This window comes from Mycobacterium conspicuum (genome assembly GCF_010730195.1).
In the GTDB taxonomy this organism is placed as follows: domain Bacteria; phylum Actinomycetota; class Actinomycetes; order Mycobacteriales; family Mycobacteriaceae; genus Mycobacterium; species Mycobacterium conspicuum.
The window spans coordinates 2545799-2562031 of sequence record NZ_AP022613.1; the positions used below are offsets into that span (position 1 = coordinate 2545799).

General features: G+C 69.5%; 9 protein-coding genes and 1 pseudogene. All 10 read left to right on the forward strand.

Translation table 11 applies throughout. The features are described 5' to 3' along the window. The first annotated feature begins 31 nt into the window (after window positions 1-31). The 10 genes and pseudogenes from argC to G6N66_RS12035 all read left to right on the forward strand — a co-directional run bounded on the left by argC (window position 32) and on the right by G6N66_RS12035 (window position 16214). Window positions 32-1091: pseudogene (argC, locus tag G6N66_RS11990) on the forward strand (N-acetyl-gamma-glutamyl-phosphate reductase). After that, the gene (gene argJ, locus G6N66_RS11995) at window positions 1088-2305 is read left to right on the forward strand and encodes a bifunctional glutamate N-acetyltransferase/amino-acid acetyltransferase ArgJ (protein WP_085234261.1); all 1218 of its coding nucleotides are present in this window, start codon (window positions 1088-1090) and stop codon (window positions 2303-2305) included. The pseudogene argC and the gene argJ overlap by 4 nt, the downstream one beginning before the upstream one ends. Beyond that, a complete protein-coding gene (argB, locus tag G6N66_RS12000) occupies window positions 2302-3189 on the forward strand; it encodes an acetylglutamate kinase (RefSeq protein ID WP_085234260.1) in 888 nt (295 codons plus the stop codon). Before argJ ends, argB begins: the two co-directional genes overlap by 4 nt. Next, on the forward strand, window positions 3186-4370 hold the full coding sequence (locus G6N66_RS12005; RefSeq protein ID WP_263988763.1) for an acetylornithine transaminase: 1185 nt from the start codon (window positions 3186-3188) through the stop codon (window positions 4368-4370). The genes argB and G6N66_RS12005 overlap by 4 nt, the downstream gene beginning before the upstream one ends. After that, the gene (gene argF / locus G6N66_RS12010) at window positions 4367-5299 is read left to right on the forward strand and encodes an ornithine carbamoyltransferase (RefSeq protein ID WP_085234259.1); all 933 of its coding nucleotides are present in this window, start codon (window positions 4367-4369) and stop codon (window positions 5297-5299) included. The genes G6N66_RS12005 and argF overlap by 4 nt, the downstream gene beginning before the upstream one ends. Further along, the gene (locus G6N66_RS12015; protein ID WP_085234258.1) at window positions 5296-5787 is read left to right on the forward strand and encodes an arginine repressor; all 492 of its coding nucleotides are present in this window, start codon (window positions 5296-5298) and stop codon (window positions 5785-5787) included. Before argF ends, G6N66_RS12015 begins: the two co-directional genes overlap by 4 nt. A gap of 13 nt (window positions 5788-5800) precedes the next feature. After that, window positions 5801-7021 (forward strand): argininosuccinate synthase, encoded by a 1221-nt coding sequence (locus tag G6N66_RS12020; RefSeq protein ID WP_085234257.1) that lies wholly within the window; start codon window positions 5801-5803, stop codon window positions 7019-7021. Beyond that, entirely contained in the window at window positions 7018-8445 is a 1428-nt protein-coding gene (gene argH, locus G6N66_RS12025; protein WP_085234256.1) for an argininosuccinate lyase, read from the forward strand. The genes G6N66_RS12020 and argH overlap by 4 nt, the downstream gene beginning before the upstream one ends. Before the next feature lie 102 nt (window positions 8446-8547). Continuing rightward, window positions 8548-9609 (forward strand): type III polyketide synthase, encoded by a 1062-nt coding sequence (locus tag G6N66_RS12030; protein WP_085234255.1) that lies wholly within the window; start codon window positions 8548-8550, stop codon window positions 9607-9609. Window positions 9610-9827: 218 nt separating this feature from the next. After that, window positions 9828-16214 carry a type I polyketide synthase gene (locus tag G6N66_RS12035; RefSeq protein ID WP_085234254.1) on the forward strand — a complete coding sequence of 2129 codons (6387 nt, stop codon included), beginning with the start codon at window positions 9828-9830 and terminating at the stop codon, window positions 16212-16214. Window positions 16215-16233: the final 19 nt, after the last annotated feature.

The window sequence follows — 16233 nt, forward strand, 5'->3', positions numbered from 1 at the left end:
GGGGTATGGATTTGCAAACCTCTGCATAACCATGCAGAATCGTCGGAATGGCCGACGTAACAAGGGTGGCGGTTGCCGGTGCCAGCGGCTATGCCGGCGGGGAGATCCTGCGCCTGCTGCTGGGGCATCCGGCGTATTCCGACGGGCGGTTGGCCATCGGTGCGCTGACCGCGGCGGCCAGCGCCGGCAGCACGCTCGGCGAGCACCATCCGCACCTGACGCCGCTGGCCGGGCGGGTGGTCGAGCCCACCGACCTTGCGGTCCTGGCCGGCCACGATGTGGTGTTCCTGGCGTTGCCGCACGGACACTCGGCCGCGCTGGCCGAGCAACTCGGCCCCGACACCCTGATCATCGACTGCGGCGCGGACTTCCGGCTCACCGACGCCGCCGCGTGGGAACACTTCTACGGGTCCGCGCACGCCGGCAGCTGGCCTTACGGACTGCCGGAGTTGCCCGGCGCGCGTGAGCGGTTGAACGGCGCGCGTCGGATCGCCGTTCCGGGCTGCTACCCGACCGCGGCCCTGTTGGCGCTGTCGCCCGCGATCGCCGAGGACCTCGTCGAACCCGCCGTCACGGTGGTTGCCGTCAGCGGCACCTCGGGAGCCGGTCGCGCGGCCAAGACCGACCTGCTGGGCTCCGAGGTCATCGGGTCGGCGCGGGCCTACAACATCGCCGGCGCGCACCGGCATACACCCGAGATCGTGCAGGGGCTGCGCAGCGTCACCACCCGCGACGTCACGGTGTCATTCACCCCGGTGCTGATCCCGACGTCGCGTGGCATCCTGGCCACCTGCACGGCGCGTACCCGGTCGCCCTTGTCGCGGCTGCGGGAGGCCTACGAAAAGGCTTATGATGCCGAGCCTTTCGTCTACCTGATGCCCGAAGGGCAGCTGCCCCGCACCGGGTCGGTGATCGGCAGCAACGCGGCGCACATCGCCGTCGCGGTCGACGAGGCGGCCGAGACCTTCGTCGCGATCGCGGCGATCGACAACCTGGTCAAGGGCACCGGCGGCGCGGCCGTGCAGTCGATGAACCTGGCGTTGGGTTGGCCGGAGGGCGAAGGGCTTTCGGTGGTCGGGGTGGCACCGTGACCGAAATCGCGGACGAGACAAGGCTGCTGCGCGCACAGGGGGTCACCGCGCCCGCAGGATTTCGGGCCGCCGGCATCGCGGCGGGGCTCAAGGCGTCGGGAAAGCGCGATCTCGCACTGGTTTTCAACGAGGGGCCGGACTATGCGGCCGCCGGCGTGTTCACCCGCAACAATGTCAAGGCCGCGCCGGTGCTGTGGACGCAACAGGTGCTGACCACCGGGCAGCTGCGCGCGGTGATCCTCAACTCTGGCGGCGCCAACGCGTGCACCGGCCCGGCCGGCTTCCAGGACACCCACGCCACCGCGGAGGCGGTCGCCGCCGCGCTGTCGGACTGGGGCACCGAGACCGGCGCCGTCGAGGTTGCCGTGTGCTCCACCGGGCTGATCGGCGACCGGCTCCCGATGGACAAGGTGCTGGCCGGGGTGAGCGAAATCGTGCACGAGATGGCGGGTGGGCTGTCCGGCGGTGACGACGCCGCGCACGCCATCATGACCACCGACACCGTGCCCAAACAGGTTGCGCTGCATCATCGCAACCGGTGGACGGTCGGGGGGATGGCCAAGGGCGCGGGCATGCTGGCGCCGTCACTGGCCACCATGCTGTGCGTGCTGACCACCGACGCGGTCGCCGATCCGGCGGCGCTCGATCGGGCGTTGCGCCGCGCCAGCGCCTACACCTTCGACCGGCTCGACATCGACGGCTGCTGTTCCACCAACGACACCGTGCTGTTGCTGGCGTCGGGTGCCAGCGGAATTGCCCCGCCGCAGGCCGATCTCGACGACGCCGTGCTGCGCGTCTGCGATGACCTGTGCGCGCAGCTGCAGGCGGATGCCGAGGGCGTCACCAAGCGCGTCACCGTGACGGTGACGGGGGCCGTTTCCGAGGACCAGGCGCTGTCGGCCGCGCGGGCGATCGCGCGCGACAGCCTGGTCAAGACGGCGCTGTTCGGGTCGGATCCCAACTGGGGCCGGGTGCTCGCGGCCGTCGGCCTGGCGCCCGGGGTCGCGCTGCAAGCCGACCGAATCACGGTGTCGTTCAACGGGTCTTTAGTGTGCATCGACGGAGTGGGCGCGCCGGGCGCGCGCGAGGTGGACCTTTCCGGCGCCGATATCGACGTGGCAGTCGACCTGGGCATGGGGGATGGGCAGGCCGCCATCCGCACCACCGACCTGTCGCACGCCTACGTCGAAGAGAACTCGGCCTACAGCACATGACGAGCACCGACGCGCTCTCCACCCAGGTCAAGGCGGAGGTCCTGGCCGAAGCCCTGCCCTGGCTCAAACAGCTGCACGGCAAGGTCGTCGTCATCAAATACGGCGGCAACGCCATGACGGACGAGACGCTGCGCGCCGCGTTCGCCGCCGACATGGCGTTCCTGCGCAACTGCGGCATCCATCCCGTCGTGGTGCACGGCGGCGGGCCGCAGATCACCGCCATGCTGCGCCGGCTGGGTATCGACAAGGGCGACTTCAAGGGCGGATTCCGGGTCACCACACCGGAAGTGCTCGACGTGGCGCGGATGGTGCTGTTCGGTCAGGTGGGCCGCGAACTGGTGAACCTGATCAACACCCACGGCCCGTACGCCGTCGGCCTCACCGGGGAGGACGCGCAACTGTTCACCGCCGTGCGGCGCAGCGTCACCGTCGACGGTGTGGCCACCGACATCGGCCTGGTCGGCGACGTCGACACGGTCAATACCGCCGCGGTCCTGGATCTGATTGCGGCACGCCGGATTCCGGTGGTATCCACGCTGGCGCCGGACGCCGACGGTGTGGTGCACAACATCAACGCCGACACCGCCGCCGCGGCGCTGGCCGAAGCGCTGGGGGCCGAAAAACTGTTGATGCTCACCGATGTCGAAGGTCTCTACACCAGCTGGCCCGATCGGGATTCGCTGGTCAGCGAAATCGACACCGCCACCCTGGCGCAACTGCTACCCACCCTGGAGGCGGGGATGATCCCCAAAGTCGAGGCCTGTCTGCGCGCGGTGACCGCGGGTGTGCCCAGCGCGCACGTGATCGACGGGCGGGTCACGCACTGCGTGTTGGTGGAGCTGTTCACCGACGCGGGCACGGGCACCAAGGTGGTGCCGGCGTGAGCCACACGGACAGCATGAAACAGCGCTGGGAAGCCGTGATGATGAACAACTACGGCACCCCGCCGGTGGCGCTGGCCACCGGCGAGGGCGCGGTGGTCACCGACGTGGACGGCAAGACGTACCTGGACCTGCTGGGCGGCATCGCGGTCAACGTTCTCGGCCATCGCCACCCGGCCGTGATCGAGGCTGTGACACAACAGATCTCGACGCTCGGCCACACCTCCAACCTCTATGCCACCGAGCCCGGTATCGCGCTCGCCGAGGAACTGGTCGCCCTGCTCGGCGCGGACGCGCAGACCCGGGTGTTTTTCTGCAACTCCGGCACCGAGGCCAACGAGCTGGCGTTCAAGCTTTCCCGGCTCACGGGCCGCACCAAACTCGTTGCCGCGCAGGAGGGTTTTCACGGGCGGACGATGGGCTCGCTCGCGCTGACCGGCCAGCCGGCCAAACAGGCGCCGTTCGCGCCGCTGCCCGGCGACGTCAGCCACGTGCCCTACGGCGACACCGACGCGCTGGACGCCGCGGTCGGCGACGACACCGCGGCGGTCTTTCTGGAGCCGATCATGGGCGAAAGCGGGGTCGTCGTTCCGCCCGAGGGCTATCTGGCCGCGGCCCGCGACCTCACCGCGCGGCACGGCGCCCTGCTGGTGCTCGACGAGGTGCAGACCGGAATGGGACGCACCGGAGCGTTTTTCGCCCACCAGCACGACGGCATCACCCCGGATGTGGTGACGCTGGCCAAGGGCCTGGGCGGCGGACTGCCGATCGGCGCGGTGCTGGCGGTCGGCCCGGCCGCCGAATTGCTGACGCCGGGTCTGCACGGCAGCACGTTCGGCGGCAACCCGGTGTGCACCGCGGCGGCGCTGGCGGTGGTGCGGACGCTGGCCGCCGACGACCTGGTCCGCCATGCCGAACTGCTGGGTAAGTCGCTGCGACACGGCATCGAATCGCTGCGCCATCCGCTGATCGACCATGTGCGCGGCCGCGGACTGTTGTGGGGCGTGGTGCTCACGGCGCCGCGCGCCAAGGACATCGAGGCGGCCGCGCGCGATGCCGGGTTTTTGGTCAACGCCGCCGCCCCCGACGTCGTCCGGCTGGCGCCGCCGTTGATCATCAGTGAAGCCCAGCTCGACAGCTTCGTCGCGGCCCTGCCCGGCATCCTCGACGGGGTGTCGGCGTGATTAGACATTTCCTCCGCGACGACGATTTGTCGCCGGCCGAACAAGCCGAGGTCCTAGCGCTGGCCGCCGCACTGAAGAAGGAGCCGTTCAGCCGCCGCCCCCTCGAGGGCCCGCGCGGCGTCGCGGTGCTCTTCGACAAAAACTCCACCCGCACCCGGTTCTCCTTCGAGGTGGGCATCGCCCAGCTGGGCGGGCACGCCGTCGTCGTGGATGCCCGCAGCACCCAGATGGGTCGCGATGAGACCCTGCAGGACACGGCAAACGTGTTGTCCCGCTACGTCGATGCCATCGTCTGGCGGACCTTCGGCCATGACCGCCTCGAGGCGATGGCCGAGACCGCGTCGGTGCCCGTTGTCAACGCGCTGTCCGATGCGTTTCACCCGTGCCAGGTGCTGGCCGATCTGCAGACCATCGCCGAACGCAAAAGCTCGTTAACGGGTTTGAAGATGTCCTATTTCGGTGACGGTGCCAACAACATGGCCCACTCGCTGCTGCTGGGTGGGGTGACCGCCGGCATCCATGTCACCGTCGCCGCACCCGAAGGATTCGCGCCCGATCCGGCGGTGCTGGCCGCCGCCGAAGCCCGCGCCGAGGCGACCGGCGCCTCGGTGACGGTGACCGCCGACGCCGACAAGGCCGCCGCCGGTGCCGACGTCCTCGTCACCGACACGTGGACGTCGATGGGGCAGGAGGGCGACGGGCTGGACCGCGTGAAGCCGTTCCGGCCGTTCCAGGTCAACCAGCGACTGGTAGACCTGGCCGACCCGGAAGCCATTGTGCTGCACTGCCTTCCGGCCCACCGCGGCGACGAGATCACCGACGAGGTGATGGACGGGCCGGCCAGCGTGGTCTGGGACGAGGCCGAAAACCGGTTGCATGCACAGAAGGCGCTGCTGGTGTGGCTGCTCGAGCGGGCGCAACGCACATGACGCGCGCACCGGAAACCACCCGCGTCGGCCGTCAAGACCGCATCGTCGCGATCCTGTCCTCCGAAGCGGTCCGCAGCCAAGGCGAGTTGGCCGCACTGCTGGCCGACGAGGGCATCGAGGTCACCCAGGCCACGCTGTCGCGCGACCTCGAGGAGCTCGGCGCGGTCAAACTGCGCGGCGCCGACGGCGGCGTCGGCGTCTACGTCGTTCCCGAGGACGGCAGCCCGGTGCGCGGCGTGTCCGGCGGCACCGCGCGGCTGTCGCGGCTGCTCGGCGAGCTGCTGGTGTCCGTCGACAACAGCGCCAATCTCGCGGTGTTGCGCACCCCACCCGGCGGCGCGAACTATTTGGCCTCCGCGATCGATCGCGCGGCGCTACCGTACGTCGTCGGCACCATCGCCGGAGACGACACGGTCTTTGTCGCGGCCCGCGACCCGATGAACGGCGCCCAGTTGGCGGCCGCCTTGCACAAGCTGCAGCAGAGTTAAAGGAGATTTCTCAATGTCAGTACGGGGGTCAGAACGCGTCATCCTGGCATATTCCGGCGGTCTGGACACCTCGGTGGCGATCAGCTGGATAGGCAAGGAGACCGGCCGTGAGGTCGTCGCGGTGGCGATCGACCTCGGCCAGGGCGGCGAGGACATGGAGCTGGTGCGCCAGCGCGCCCTGGACTGCGGCGCCGTCGAAGCGGTCGTCGTCGACGCCCGCGACGAGTTCGCGAACGAGTACTGCCTGCCCACCGTCGTGAACAACGCGCTGTACATGGACCGTTACCCGCTGGTCTCGGCGATCAGCCGCCCGCTGATCGCCAAGCATCTGGTGGCGGCCGCGCGCGAGCACGGCGGCACCATCGTCGCGCACGGCTGCACCGGCAAGGGCAACGACCAGGTTCGCTTCGAGGTCGGATTCGCTTCGCTGGCACCGGATTTGGAGGTGCTGGCGCCGGTCCGCGATTACGCCTGGACACGGGAGAAGGCGATCGCGTTCGCCGAAGAGAACGCGATCCCGATCAACGTCAGCAAGCGCTCGCCGTTCTCGATCGACCAGAACGTCTGGGGCCGCGCGGTGGAAACCGGCTTCCTCGAGCACTTGTGGAACGCGCCCACCAAGGACATCTACGCCTACACCGAGGACCCCACGCTGAACTGGAGCACGCCGGACGAGGTCATCGTCGGCTTCGAAAAGGGCGTGCCGGTGTCCATCGACGGCAAGCCAGTGTCGATGCTGCAGGCCATCGAGGAACTCAACGCCCGCGCCGGCGCGCAGGGCGTGGGGCGCCTGGACGTGGTCGAGGACCGGCTGGTGGGCATCAAGAGCCGCGAGATCTACGAGGCGCCCGGGGCCATGGCGCTCATCACCGCGCACACCGAACTCGAACACGTCACGCTCGAGCGTGAACTGGGCCGGTTCAAGCGGCAGACCGACCAGCGCTGGGCCGAGCTGGTTTACGACGGGCTGTGGTTCTCCCCGTTGAAGGTCGCGCTGGAGAGCTTCGTCGCGAAAACCCAGGAGCACGTCTCCGGCGAGGTGCGGATGGTGTTGCACGGCGGCCACATCGCGGTCAACGGCCGGCGCAGCGCCGAATCGCTGTACGACTTCAACCTGGCCACCTACGACGAGGGCGACAGCTTCGACCAGTCCATGTCCAAGGGCTTCGTCTACGTGCACGGCCTGTCGTCGAAGATCGCGTCCCGCCGGGACCTGGCGACCGACGAAGCGTGAGCACGCGCGAGGGGTCCCTGTGGGGCGGGCGGTTCGCCGACGGCCCGGCCGACGCGCTGGCGGCGCTGAGCCGCTCCACCCACTTCGACTGGGTGCTGGCGCCCTACGACATCACCGCGTCGCGGGCGCACACCATCGTGCTGTTCCGCGCCGGGCTGCTCACCGAGGAGCAGCGCGACGGGCTGCTGGCCGGGCTGGACAGCCTCGCCGAAGACGTGGCCGACGGCAGCTTTTCGCCGCTGGTCACCGACGAGGACGTGCACGCCGCGTTGGAGCGCGGGCTGATCGACCGGGTCGGCCCCGATTTGGGCGGCCGGCTGCGGGCCGGCCGGTCGCGCAACGACCAGGTGGCCACGCTGTTTCGGATGTGGCTGCGCGACGCGGTGCGCCGGGTCGCCGACGGTGTGCTCGACGTCGTCGCCGCGCTGGCCGCCCAGGCCGCCGCGCACCCGAGCGCCATCATGCCCGGCAAGACCCACATGCAGTCCGCCCAGCCGATCCTGCTGGCCCACCATCTGCTGGCGCACGCGCATCCGCTGCTGCGCGACGTCGATCGGATCGTCGATTTCGACAAGCGCGCCGCGGTGTCGCCGTATGGCGCCGGCGCGCTGGCCGGGTCGTCGTTGGGTCTGGACCCCGACGCGATCGCCGCCGATCTGGGGTTCGCCGCCGCCAACGACAATTCCGTCGACGCGACGGCCGCCCGCGACTTCGCCGCCGAGGCGGCCTTCGTGTTCGCCATGATCGGCGTCGACCTGTCCCGGCTGGCCGAGGACATCATCATCTGGAGCTCGACGGAATTCGGCTACGTGACCCTGCACGACTCCTGGTCCACCGGCAGCTCGATCATGCCGCAGAAGAAGAACCCGGACATCGCCGAGCTGGCCCGCGGAAAGTCCGGGCGGTTGATCGGCAACCTGGCCGGGCTGCTCGCCACGCTGAAGGCCCAGCCGCTGGCCTACAACCGCGACCTGCAAGAGGACAAGGAGCCGGTGTTCGACTCGGTGGCCCAGCTGGAGCTGCTGCTGCCGGCGATGGCGGGACTGGTCGCCAGCCTGACGTTCAACGTCGAGCGGATGGCGGCGCTGGCCCCGGCCGGCTACACGCTGGCCACCGATATCGCCGAGTGGCTGGTTCGCCGCGGCGTCCCGTTCCGCTCGGCGCACGAGGCCGCCGGCGCCGCGGTGCGGGTGGCGGAGGCGCGCGGCGTCGGGCTCGAAGAGCTCACCGACGACGAGCTGGCCGCCATCAGCCCCGAGCTGACGCCGGCGGTGCGTGACGTGCTGACGATCGAGGGCTCGGTGTCCTCGCGCGACGCGCGCGGCGGGACGGCGCCGCGACGGGTCTCCGGCCAGCTAGATGAGGTGCGGGCAAACACCGAAACACTGCGGGCAAGGCTGCTCCGGGGGCATCCTGTTACCTGAATCACGGTTTTGCCGGGCTCTTGCCCACCGGACTAAACTTCAGTGAGCTAACGACCGGTTGAACCATTCCGACCGGGTCTTCGTAACCAGGGGGTGTCACCAATGAGCGTCGTCGCGGGTGTGTTTGGCGCGTTGCCCCCTTATCGCTATTCACAGCGCGAACTCACCGAGCTTTTCCTGAGCATTCCGGGATTCGAGGACTACGAGGACATAGTTCGGCAGCTGCATACCAGCGCCAAGGTGAATAGCCGCCACCTCGTTCTGCCGATGGATAGGTATCCGACGCTGACCGACTTCGGCGAAGCAAATCAGATCTACATCGAAAAGGCGGTGGATCTCGGGAGCGAGGCGCTGGCCGGCGCGCTGGACGAAGCGGGTCTGCGACCCGACGACGTCGACATCCTGATCACGACGACGGTCACCGGCCTGGCGGTGCCGTCGGTGGACGCCCGGATCGCCGGTCGCCTCGGGCTGCGCGACGACCTGCGCCGCGTGCCGCTGTTCGGCCTGGGCTGCGTGGCCGGAGCGGCGGGGGTGGCCCGGCTGCACGACTACCTGCGGGGCGCGCCGGACAGCGTCGCCGCCCTGGTGTCGGTTGAGCTCTGCTCGCTGACCTATCCGGGTTACAAGCCGTCCCTGGCGGGCCTGGTCGGCAGCGCATTGTTTGCTGACGGTGCTGCCGCGGTGGTGGCGGTCGGCGACCGGCGCGCCGAGCAGATCGACGCGAGCGGCCCGGCCATCATCGATTCGCGCAGCCACTTGTACCCGGACTCGCTGCGCACCATGGGGTATGACGTCGGCGCGGCCGGGTTCGAGCTGGTGCTGTCGAAGGACGTTGCTGCCGTCGTCGAGCAATACATCGAAGACGACGTCACGGGCTTCCTCGGCGACCACGGCCTGAGCACCACCGACATCGGCGCCTGGGTCAGCCACCCGGGTGGCCCCAAGGTGATCGAGGCGATCGTCGCGAGCCTCGACCTGGCGCCCGAAGCGCTCGAGTTGACCTGGCGCTCGCTCGGCGAGATCGGCAATCTGTCGTCGGCGTCGGTGCTGCACGTGCTGCGCGACACCATCGCCAAAAAGCCGCCCAGCGGGAGCCCGGGGCTGATGCTGGCGATGGGTCCCGGCTTCTGTTCGGAGCTCGTGCTGCTGCGCTGGCATTGAGGCTATTGCGCGCCGGGAGTTCCGTTCGTGCGACGCGGTGACAAAACGTTGTTAGGGGGGTCATGAAAGGCGCAATGCGTGGTGGACGGGGCGGATAGCCCGAATTTAATAGCCGATATTCTGCATCCACGGGTCGTTGGCGACCGTTGCGGCAATATCGCCATGACTATCGCGGGCCTGACACCTCGTAGCGGGGGTAGCACGAAAGGCCGGCTCGGATGAACAGCACGCAAGACGAGCTGATCAAGGCCCTCCGTAAATCGCTCAAAGAAAACGAACGGCTAAAGCGGGAGAATCGCGAGTTTCTGGCGTTAGCGACCGAGCCCATCGCCGTGGTCGGGATGGCGTGCCGGTACCCGGGCGGGGTGGATTCGCCGCAGGCGTTATGGGAGATGGTGGCCGAGGGCCGCGACGTGGTGTCGGATTTTCCGACCGACCGCGGCTGGGACGTGACGGGCCTGTTCGATCCCGATCCCGACGCGACCGGTAAGTCGTACACCCGTTCCGGCGGATTCCTCGCCGATGCCGCGGACTTCGATGCCGCGTTCTTCGGCATCGCTCCCAGCGAAGCGCTGGCGATGGATCCGCAGCAGCGGCTGTTGCTCGAGGTGTCGTGGGAAGCGCTGGAGCAGGCCGGGATCGACCCGTCGACCCTGCGGGGTACACCGACCGGCGTCTTCGCCGGGGTTTTCCACGGTTCGTACGGCGGCCAGGGCCGGGTGCCCGGGGACTTGGAGCGATACGGGCTGCGCGGCTCGACGCTGAGCGTGGCGTCCGGACGGGTGGCGTACTCGCTCGGGCTGGAAGGCCCGGCGGTGTCGGTGGATACGGCGTGTTCGTCGTCGTTGGTGGCGCTGCATTTGGCCGCGCGCTCGTTGCGGGCGGGCGAGTGCGAGTTGGCACTCGTCGGCGGGGTGACCGTGATGGCCACCCCGTCGATGTTCGTGGAGTTCAGTCGACAACGCGGGCTGTCCGCCGACGGGCGGTGCAAGGCGTACGCGGGCGCCGCCGACGGAACCGGCTTTGCCGAAGGCGTCGGGGTGCTGGTGGTGGAGCGGCTGGCCGACGCGCAGCGGTTGGGGCATTCGGTGCTGGCGGTGGTGCGCGGCTCGGCGATCAACCAGGACGGTGCCTCCAACGGGCTGGCAACTCCCAACGGGCCCGCGCAGCAGCGGGTAATCCGGGCGGCGCTGGCGAGTGCTCGGCTGACCGCGGAAGACGTCGATCTGGTCGAGGGTCACGGGACGGGCACCACGTTGGGGGACCCGATCGAGGCGCAAGCACTGTTGGCGACATACGGGCAGGACCGGCCGGCGGATCAACCGTTGTGGCTGGGCTCGATCAAGTCGAACATGGGTCATACGTCGGCGGCGGCCGGCGTGGCCGGCGTGATCAAGATCGTGCAGGCGATGCGCCATGGGGTGATGCCCAAGACGTTGCACGTGGATGTGCCCACGCCGCATGTGGATTGGTCGGCGGGCGCGGTGTCGTTGCTGACCGAGCCGCGGGCCTGGCCGGTGCGGGACAGGCCGCGCCGCGCGGCGGTGTCCGGGTTCGGCATCAGCGGGACGAACGCGCACGTGATCCTCGAAGAAGTTCCGGCGCCGGAAGGCGTTGCCGCTCAAGACGATAACGACACGCGAGCGGTTCCGTGGGTGCTGTCCGCCCGGTCGGCCGAGGGTTTGGCGGCGCAGGCGCAACGGTTGTCGGCGCACCTGGACGCCAACCCGGATCTGGGTGCGGGCGACGTCGGGTGGTCGCTGGCGTCGACGCGGTCGGTGTTCGAGCATCGGGCGGTGCTCGTCGGCGCCGACCGGGCGCAGCTGCTGGCCGGGTTGGTCGGGCTGGCCGCCGGCGAGCCGGGCGCGAACACGGTGGTCGGGCGGGCTCAGGCGGTCGGCAAGACGGTGTTCGTCTTTCCCGGCCAGGGCTCGCAATGGCTCGGCATGGGCACCCAATTGCTCGACACCTCCACGGTCTTCGCCGAGCACATGCAGCGCTGCGACAAGGCCCTCGGCGAGCACGTCGACTGGTCGCTGATCGACGTCATCCGCGGCGCGGCGGGCGCCCCGGGGCTGGACCGGGTGGACGTGGTGCAGCCCGTGCTGTGGGCGGTCATGGTGTCGCTGGCCGAACTGTGGCGCTCGCTGGGTGTGCGGCCGGACGCGGTGATCGGCCATTCGCAGGGCGAGATCGCGGCGGCCTATGTGGCGGGCGCGCTCTCGCTCGAGGACGCGGCCCGGGTGGTGGCGCTGCGCAGCCGTCTGCTGGTGCGGTTGTCGGGTGCCGGGGGCATGGTCTCGCTTGCCTGCGGGCTGGCCCGGGCCGAGGAATTGTCGGCGCCGTGGGGCGAGCGGCTGAACGTCGCCGCGGTCAACGGGGTTGCCGCGGTGGTGGTCTCCGGCGAGGTGAGCGCCCTGACGGAATTGGTGGCGCGTTGCGAGGCCGACAACGTGCGTGCCCGCTGGATCGACGTCGACTACGCCTCGCATTCCGCACAGGTCGACGTGATCCGCGAGCCCCTGATCGAGGCGCTGGCCGACATCGAACCGCGATCGTCGTCGGTGGCCTTGTTCTCCACGGTCACCGGCGAACTCACCGACACCGCGGGCATGGATGCCGACTATTGGTACCAAAGCATCCGGCGCACGGTGCAATTCGAAACGGCGGTGCGCAGCGCCGGCGAAGCCGGATACCGGGTCTTCATCGAGTCCAGCCCGCACCCGGTGCTGATCGCCGGGATCTTGGACACCCTAGAGACCTTGACCGACGCCTTCGCGATTCCCTCGCTGGGCCGCGACGACGGCGGCCTGGACCGGTTCTGGCTGTCGGCCGGTCAGGCGCACGTTGCGGGCGTGAGCGTGGATTGGCGGGCGGCATTCGAGGGCGGCCGACGCGTCCCGTTGCCCACCTACGCCTTCCAGCGTCGGCGGTTCTGGTTGCCGCCCTTGGGAATCGGTGACGGCGATCTCGGTGGCCTGGGACTGGCCGGGGCCGAGCACGGCTTTCTGGGCGCCGTGGTGGAGCGTCCGGATTCCGGCGGGGTGGTGCTGACCGGTCGGTTGTCGGTGGCCGCTCAGCCCTGGTTGACCGATCACGCGGTGGCCGGGATCGTGTTGTTCCCCGGTGCCGGCTTCGTCGAGTTGGCCCTGCGGGCCGGCGATCAGGTCGACTGCGCTGTGGTGGAGGAGCTGACGTTGTCCTCGCCGCTGCTGTTGCCGACGGCCGACGGGATTCAGGTGCAGGTGGTGGTCGGCGCGGCAGCCGATTCCGGCCGCCGGACGGTGTCGGTGTATTCGCTTGCGGATCAATCTGATTCGGAATGGCAACTGCACGCCGAGGGCGTTCTGAGCCCGGAGCCACCCGCGCCGGTGGCCGATCTGTCGGTGTGGCCACCGGTGGGTGCGACGGCGGTGGACGTGGCCGACGCCTACCAACATCTGGCCGCACGGGGCTACGAGTACGGCCCGGCCTTTCGGGGCCTGCGGGCGATGTGGCGGCACGGCGATGAGGTTTACGCGGAGGTGGCCGTTCCGGACGTCGCCGACGTGAAAATCGACGGATTCGGGATTCATCCGGTGTTGGTGGACGCGGCGTTGCACGCGATGGGGCTCGCCGCGAATGAGGTTGATGCGCACGGCGAGACGCAACTGCCGTTCTCGTGGCAGGGCGTGTGCCTGCACGCCGCGGGGGCGCAGCGAGCGCGGGTGCGGATAGCCCCGGCCGGCGGCGGGGCGGTCTCGGTCGAATTGGCCGACGGGACGGGCCTGCCGATCCTGTCGGTGCGGGAACTGGTGCTTCGCCCCGTCTCCAAGGCGCAACTGTCGGCGCCGGTCCGCCGCGGCCGCGGTGGGCTGTTGGATGTGGTGTGGTCTCCGGTGTCGTTGGCGGACAGCGAGACTCACCGTGACGGCACGGTGGTGTGGGAGCCGGGTTCGGGAACGGTGTCGGCGGCCACGCACGAAGCGTTGGGGATGCTGCAGTCGTGGCTGGCCGGCGACGGAACCGGCGTGCTGGTCGTGTTGACCCACGGCGCGGTGGGTCTGGCCGGTGAGGACGTCACGGATCTGGCGGGCGCGGCGGTGTGGGGACTGGTGCGCTCGGCGCAGGCCGAGCATCCGGGTCGGGTGGTGCTGGTCGATTCGGACGGTTCGATCGATGTCGGGGCCGTAATCGATTGCGGCGAGCCGCAAGTCGTGGTGCGCTCCGGGGTGGCCTATTGCCAGCGGTTGACCTGGCTGGGCGCCGCCTCGCCGCTGGAATTGCCCGGGGATGGCTGGCAGATCACCGCCGGCGGCGCCGGCACGTTCGAGGATCTGACCGTGCAGCCGCTTCCGCGCGCCGAGCTGGCCGCCGGCCAGGTGCGGGTTGCGGTCGCGGCGATCGGGGTGAACTTCCGGGATGTGTTGGTGGCCCTGGGAATGTATCCCGGTGGCGGCGAGCTGGGCGTCGAGGGCGCGGGCGTGGTCGTCGAGGTGGGTGCCGGGGTCGAGGGGCTGGCCGTCGGCGATGCGGTGATGGGCTTGCTGCGGGTGGTCGGTTCCGAGGCGGTGGTGGACGCGCGGCTGCTGACCGCGGTGCCGCCGGGCTGGTCGTTGGTGTCAGCCGCCGGTGTGCCGGTGGTGTTCTTGACCGCGCTGTATGGCTTGTCGGTGTTGGCCGGGGTAAAGCCGGGCCAGCGGGTGTTGGTGCATGCGGCCACCGGCGGGGTGGGGATGGCGGCGGTGCAGTTGTGCCGGCATTGGGGCGCCGAGGTTTTCGCGACCGCCAGCCGCGGCAAGTGGGACACGTTGCGCGCGATGGGTTTTGACGACGCGCACATCGGTGATTCGCGGACGCTGGAGTTCGAGGAGAAGTTTCTGGCGGCCACCGGTGGTGCCGGGGTCGATGTGGTGCTCAACTCGCTGGCTGGAGACTTCGTGGACGCGTCGTTGCGGCTGCTGGTCGGCGGTGGGCGCTTCATCGAGATGGGCAAGACGGACCTGCGCGATCCGCAGGTGATCGCCGACGAGCACCCCGGAGTGGGGTATCGAGCGTTCGACCTGATCGAGGCCGGCCCGGACCGCACCGCGGCGATGCTTTCCCAGTTGATGCAATGGTTTGCCGACGGCGTGTTGCAGCCGTTGCCGGTCAAGGCTTTTGACGTCCGGTGCGCCGCGGCGGCGTACCGCTACGTCAGCCAGGCGCGGCAGATCGGCAAGGTGATCCTGACCGTGCCCGACGGTCCCGGCGGGCGGGTCGGCGGGTTGGCCGGAGGCTCGGTGATCATCACCGGGGGCACCGGGATGGCCGGCTCGGCAGTGGCTAGCCACCTGGTGGCCCATCACGGGGTGGCGCACGTGGTGTTGGTCAGTCGCCGCGGGGCCGATACCCATGGAGTCGCGGAGTTGATCGGCGAGTTGGAAGCCGTCGGGGCGCGGGTGTCGGTGGCGGCCTGCGATGTCGCTGACCGCGAGGCGGTGGCGGCGCTGATCGCGCAGCTGCCGGAGCAATATCCCCTGCGCGGCGTGTTCCATGCGGCGGGAGCGCTCGACGACGGATTGATCGCGTCGTTGACGCCGGAGCGCATCGATACGGTGTTGCGCGCCAAGGTCGACGGCGCCTGGAACTTGCACGAACTCACCCGAGACCTGGATCTCTCGGCGTTCGTGATGTTTTCGTCGATGGCCGGCATCGTCGGTACCCCCGGGCAGGGAAACTACGCCGCAGCCAACAGCTTTCTCGATGCGCTGGCCGCCCACCGCCGCGCCCACGGCTTGCCGGGGCTGTCGGTGGCCTGGGGGCTGTGGGAACAGGCCAGCGCGATGACCCAGCACCTGGCCGAGCGCGACAAGGCCCGCATGAGCAACCTCGGGCTGGCGCCCATGCCGACCGACTACGCGCTGCGCCTGTTCGACACCGCGCTGCTCACCGATCGCCCCATGCTGGTGGCCACCCGCCTCGACCCCGCCGCGCTGGCCCGCCACAGCGCCGCCCTGCCCCCGCTGCTCAGTCAGCTGGTGGCGCGCCGAACCCGACGCGTGATCGACGAAACCGAAACCACGGCGGCCTCGATGTCCAGCCTGCTCGCCCGGCTGCACGGCCTGCCCGCCGAGCAACGGCACAGCCATCTGGTGGGCCTGGTCTGCAGCAACGCCGCGACGGTCCTGGGCCGCAGCAACCCCGCAGACATCAACGCCGCAAGCGTGTTTCAAGACCTCGGCTTTGACTCGCTGACCGCTGTCGAGCTGCGCAACCGGCTCAAATCCGCCACCGGACTCAGTCTTTCGCCGACGCTGATCTTTGACTACCCGACGCCCGTCGCGCTGGCCGAACACCTCGCGGCCCGGCTGGAGGCCACCGAGGCCACGCATGCCGCCCGAGGCGCCGATCAACCAAACCTGATGGCCCGGTTCAACGACATCACCCGCGAACTGCAGACGCTACTGAACCAACCCGACTGGAAACCCGAAGACAAAGTCCACCTGACCAACCGCATTCAAACCCTGCTTACCGCGCTGGGCACCCAGGATTCCAACGACCTCAAGGAGACCATCGACGCGGACCTGTACACCGCCACCGAAAGCCAACTCTTCGCAATACTCGACGAAGAACTCGGCTCCTAACCCCCTCACGAGGAGCACT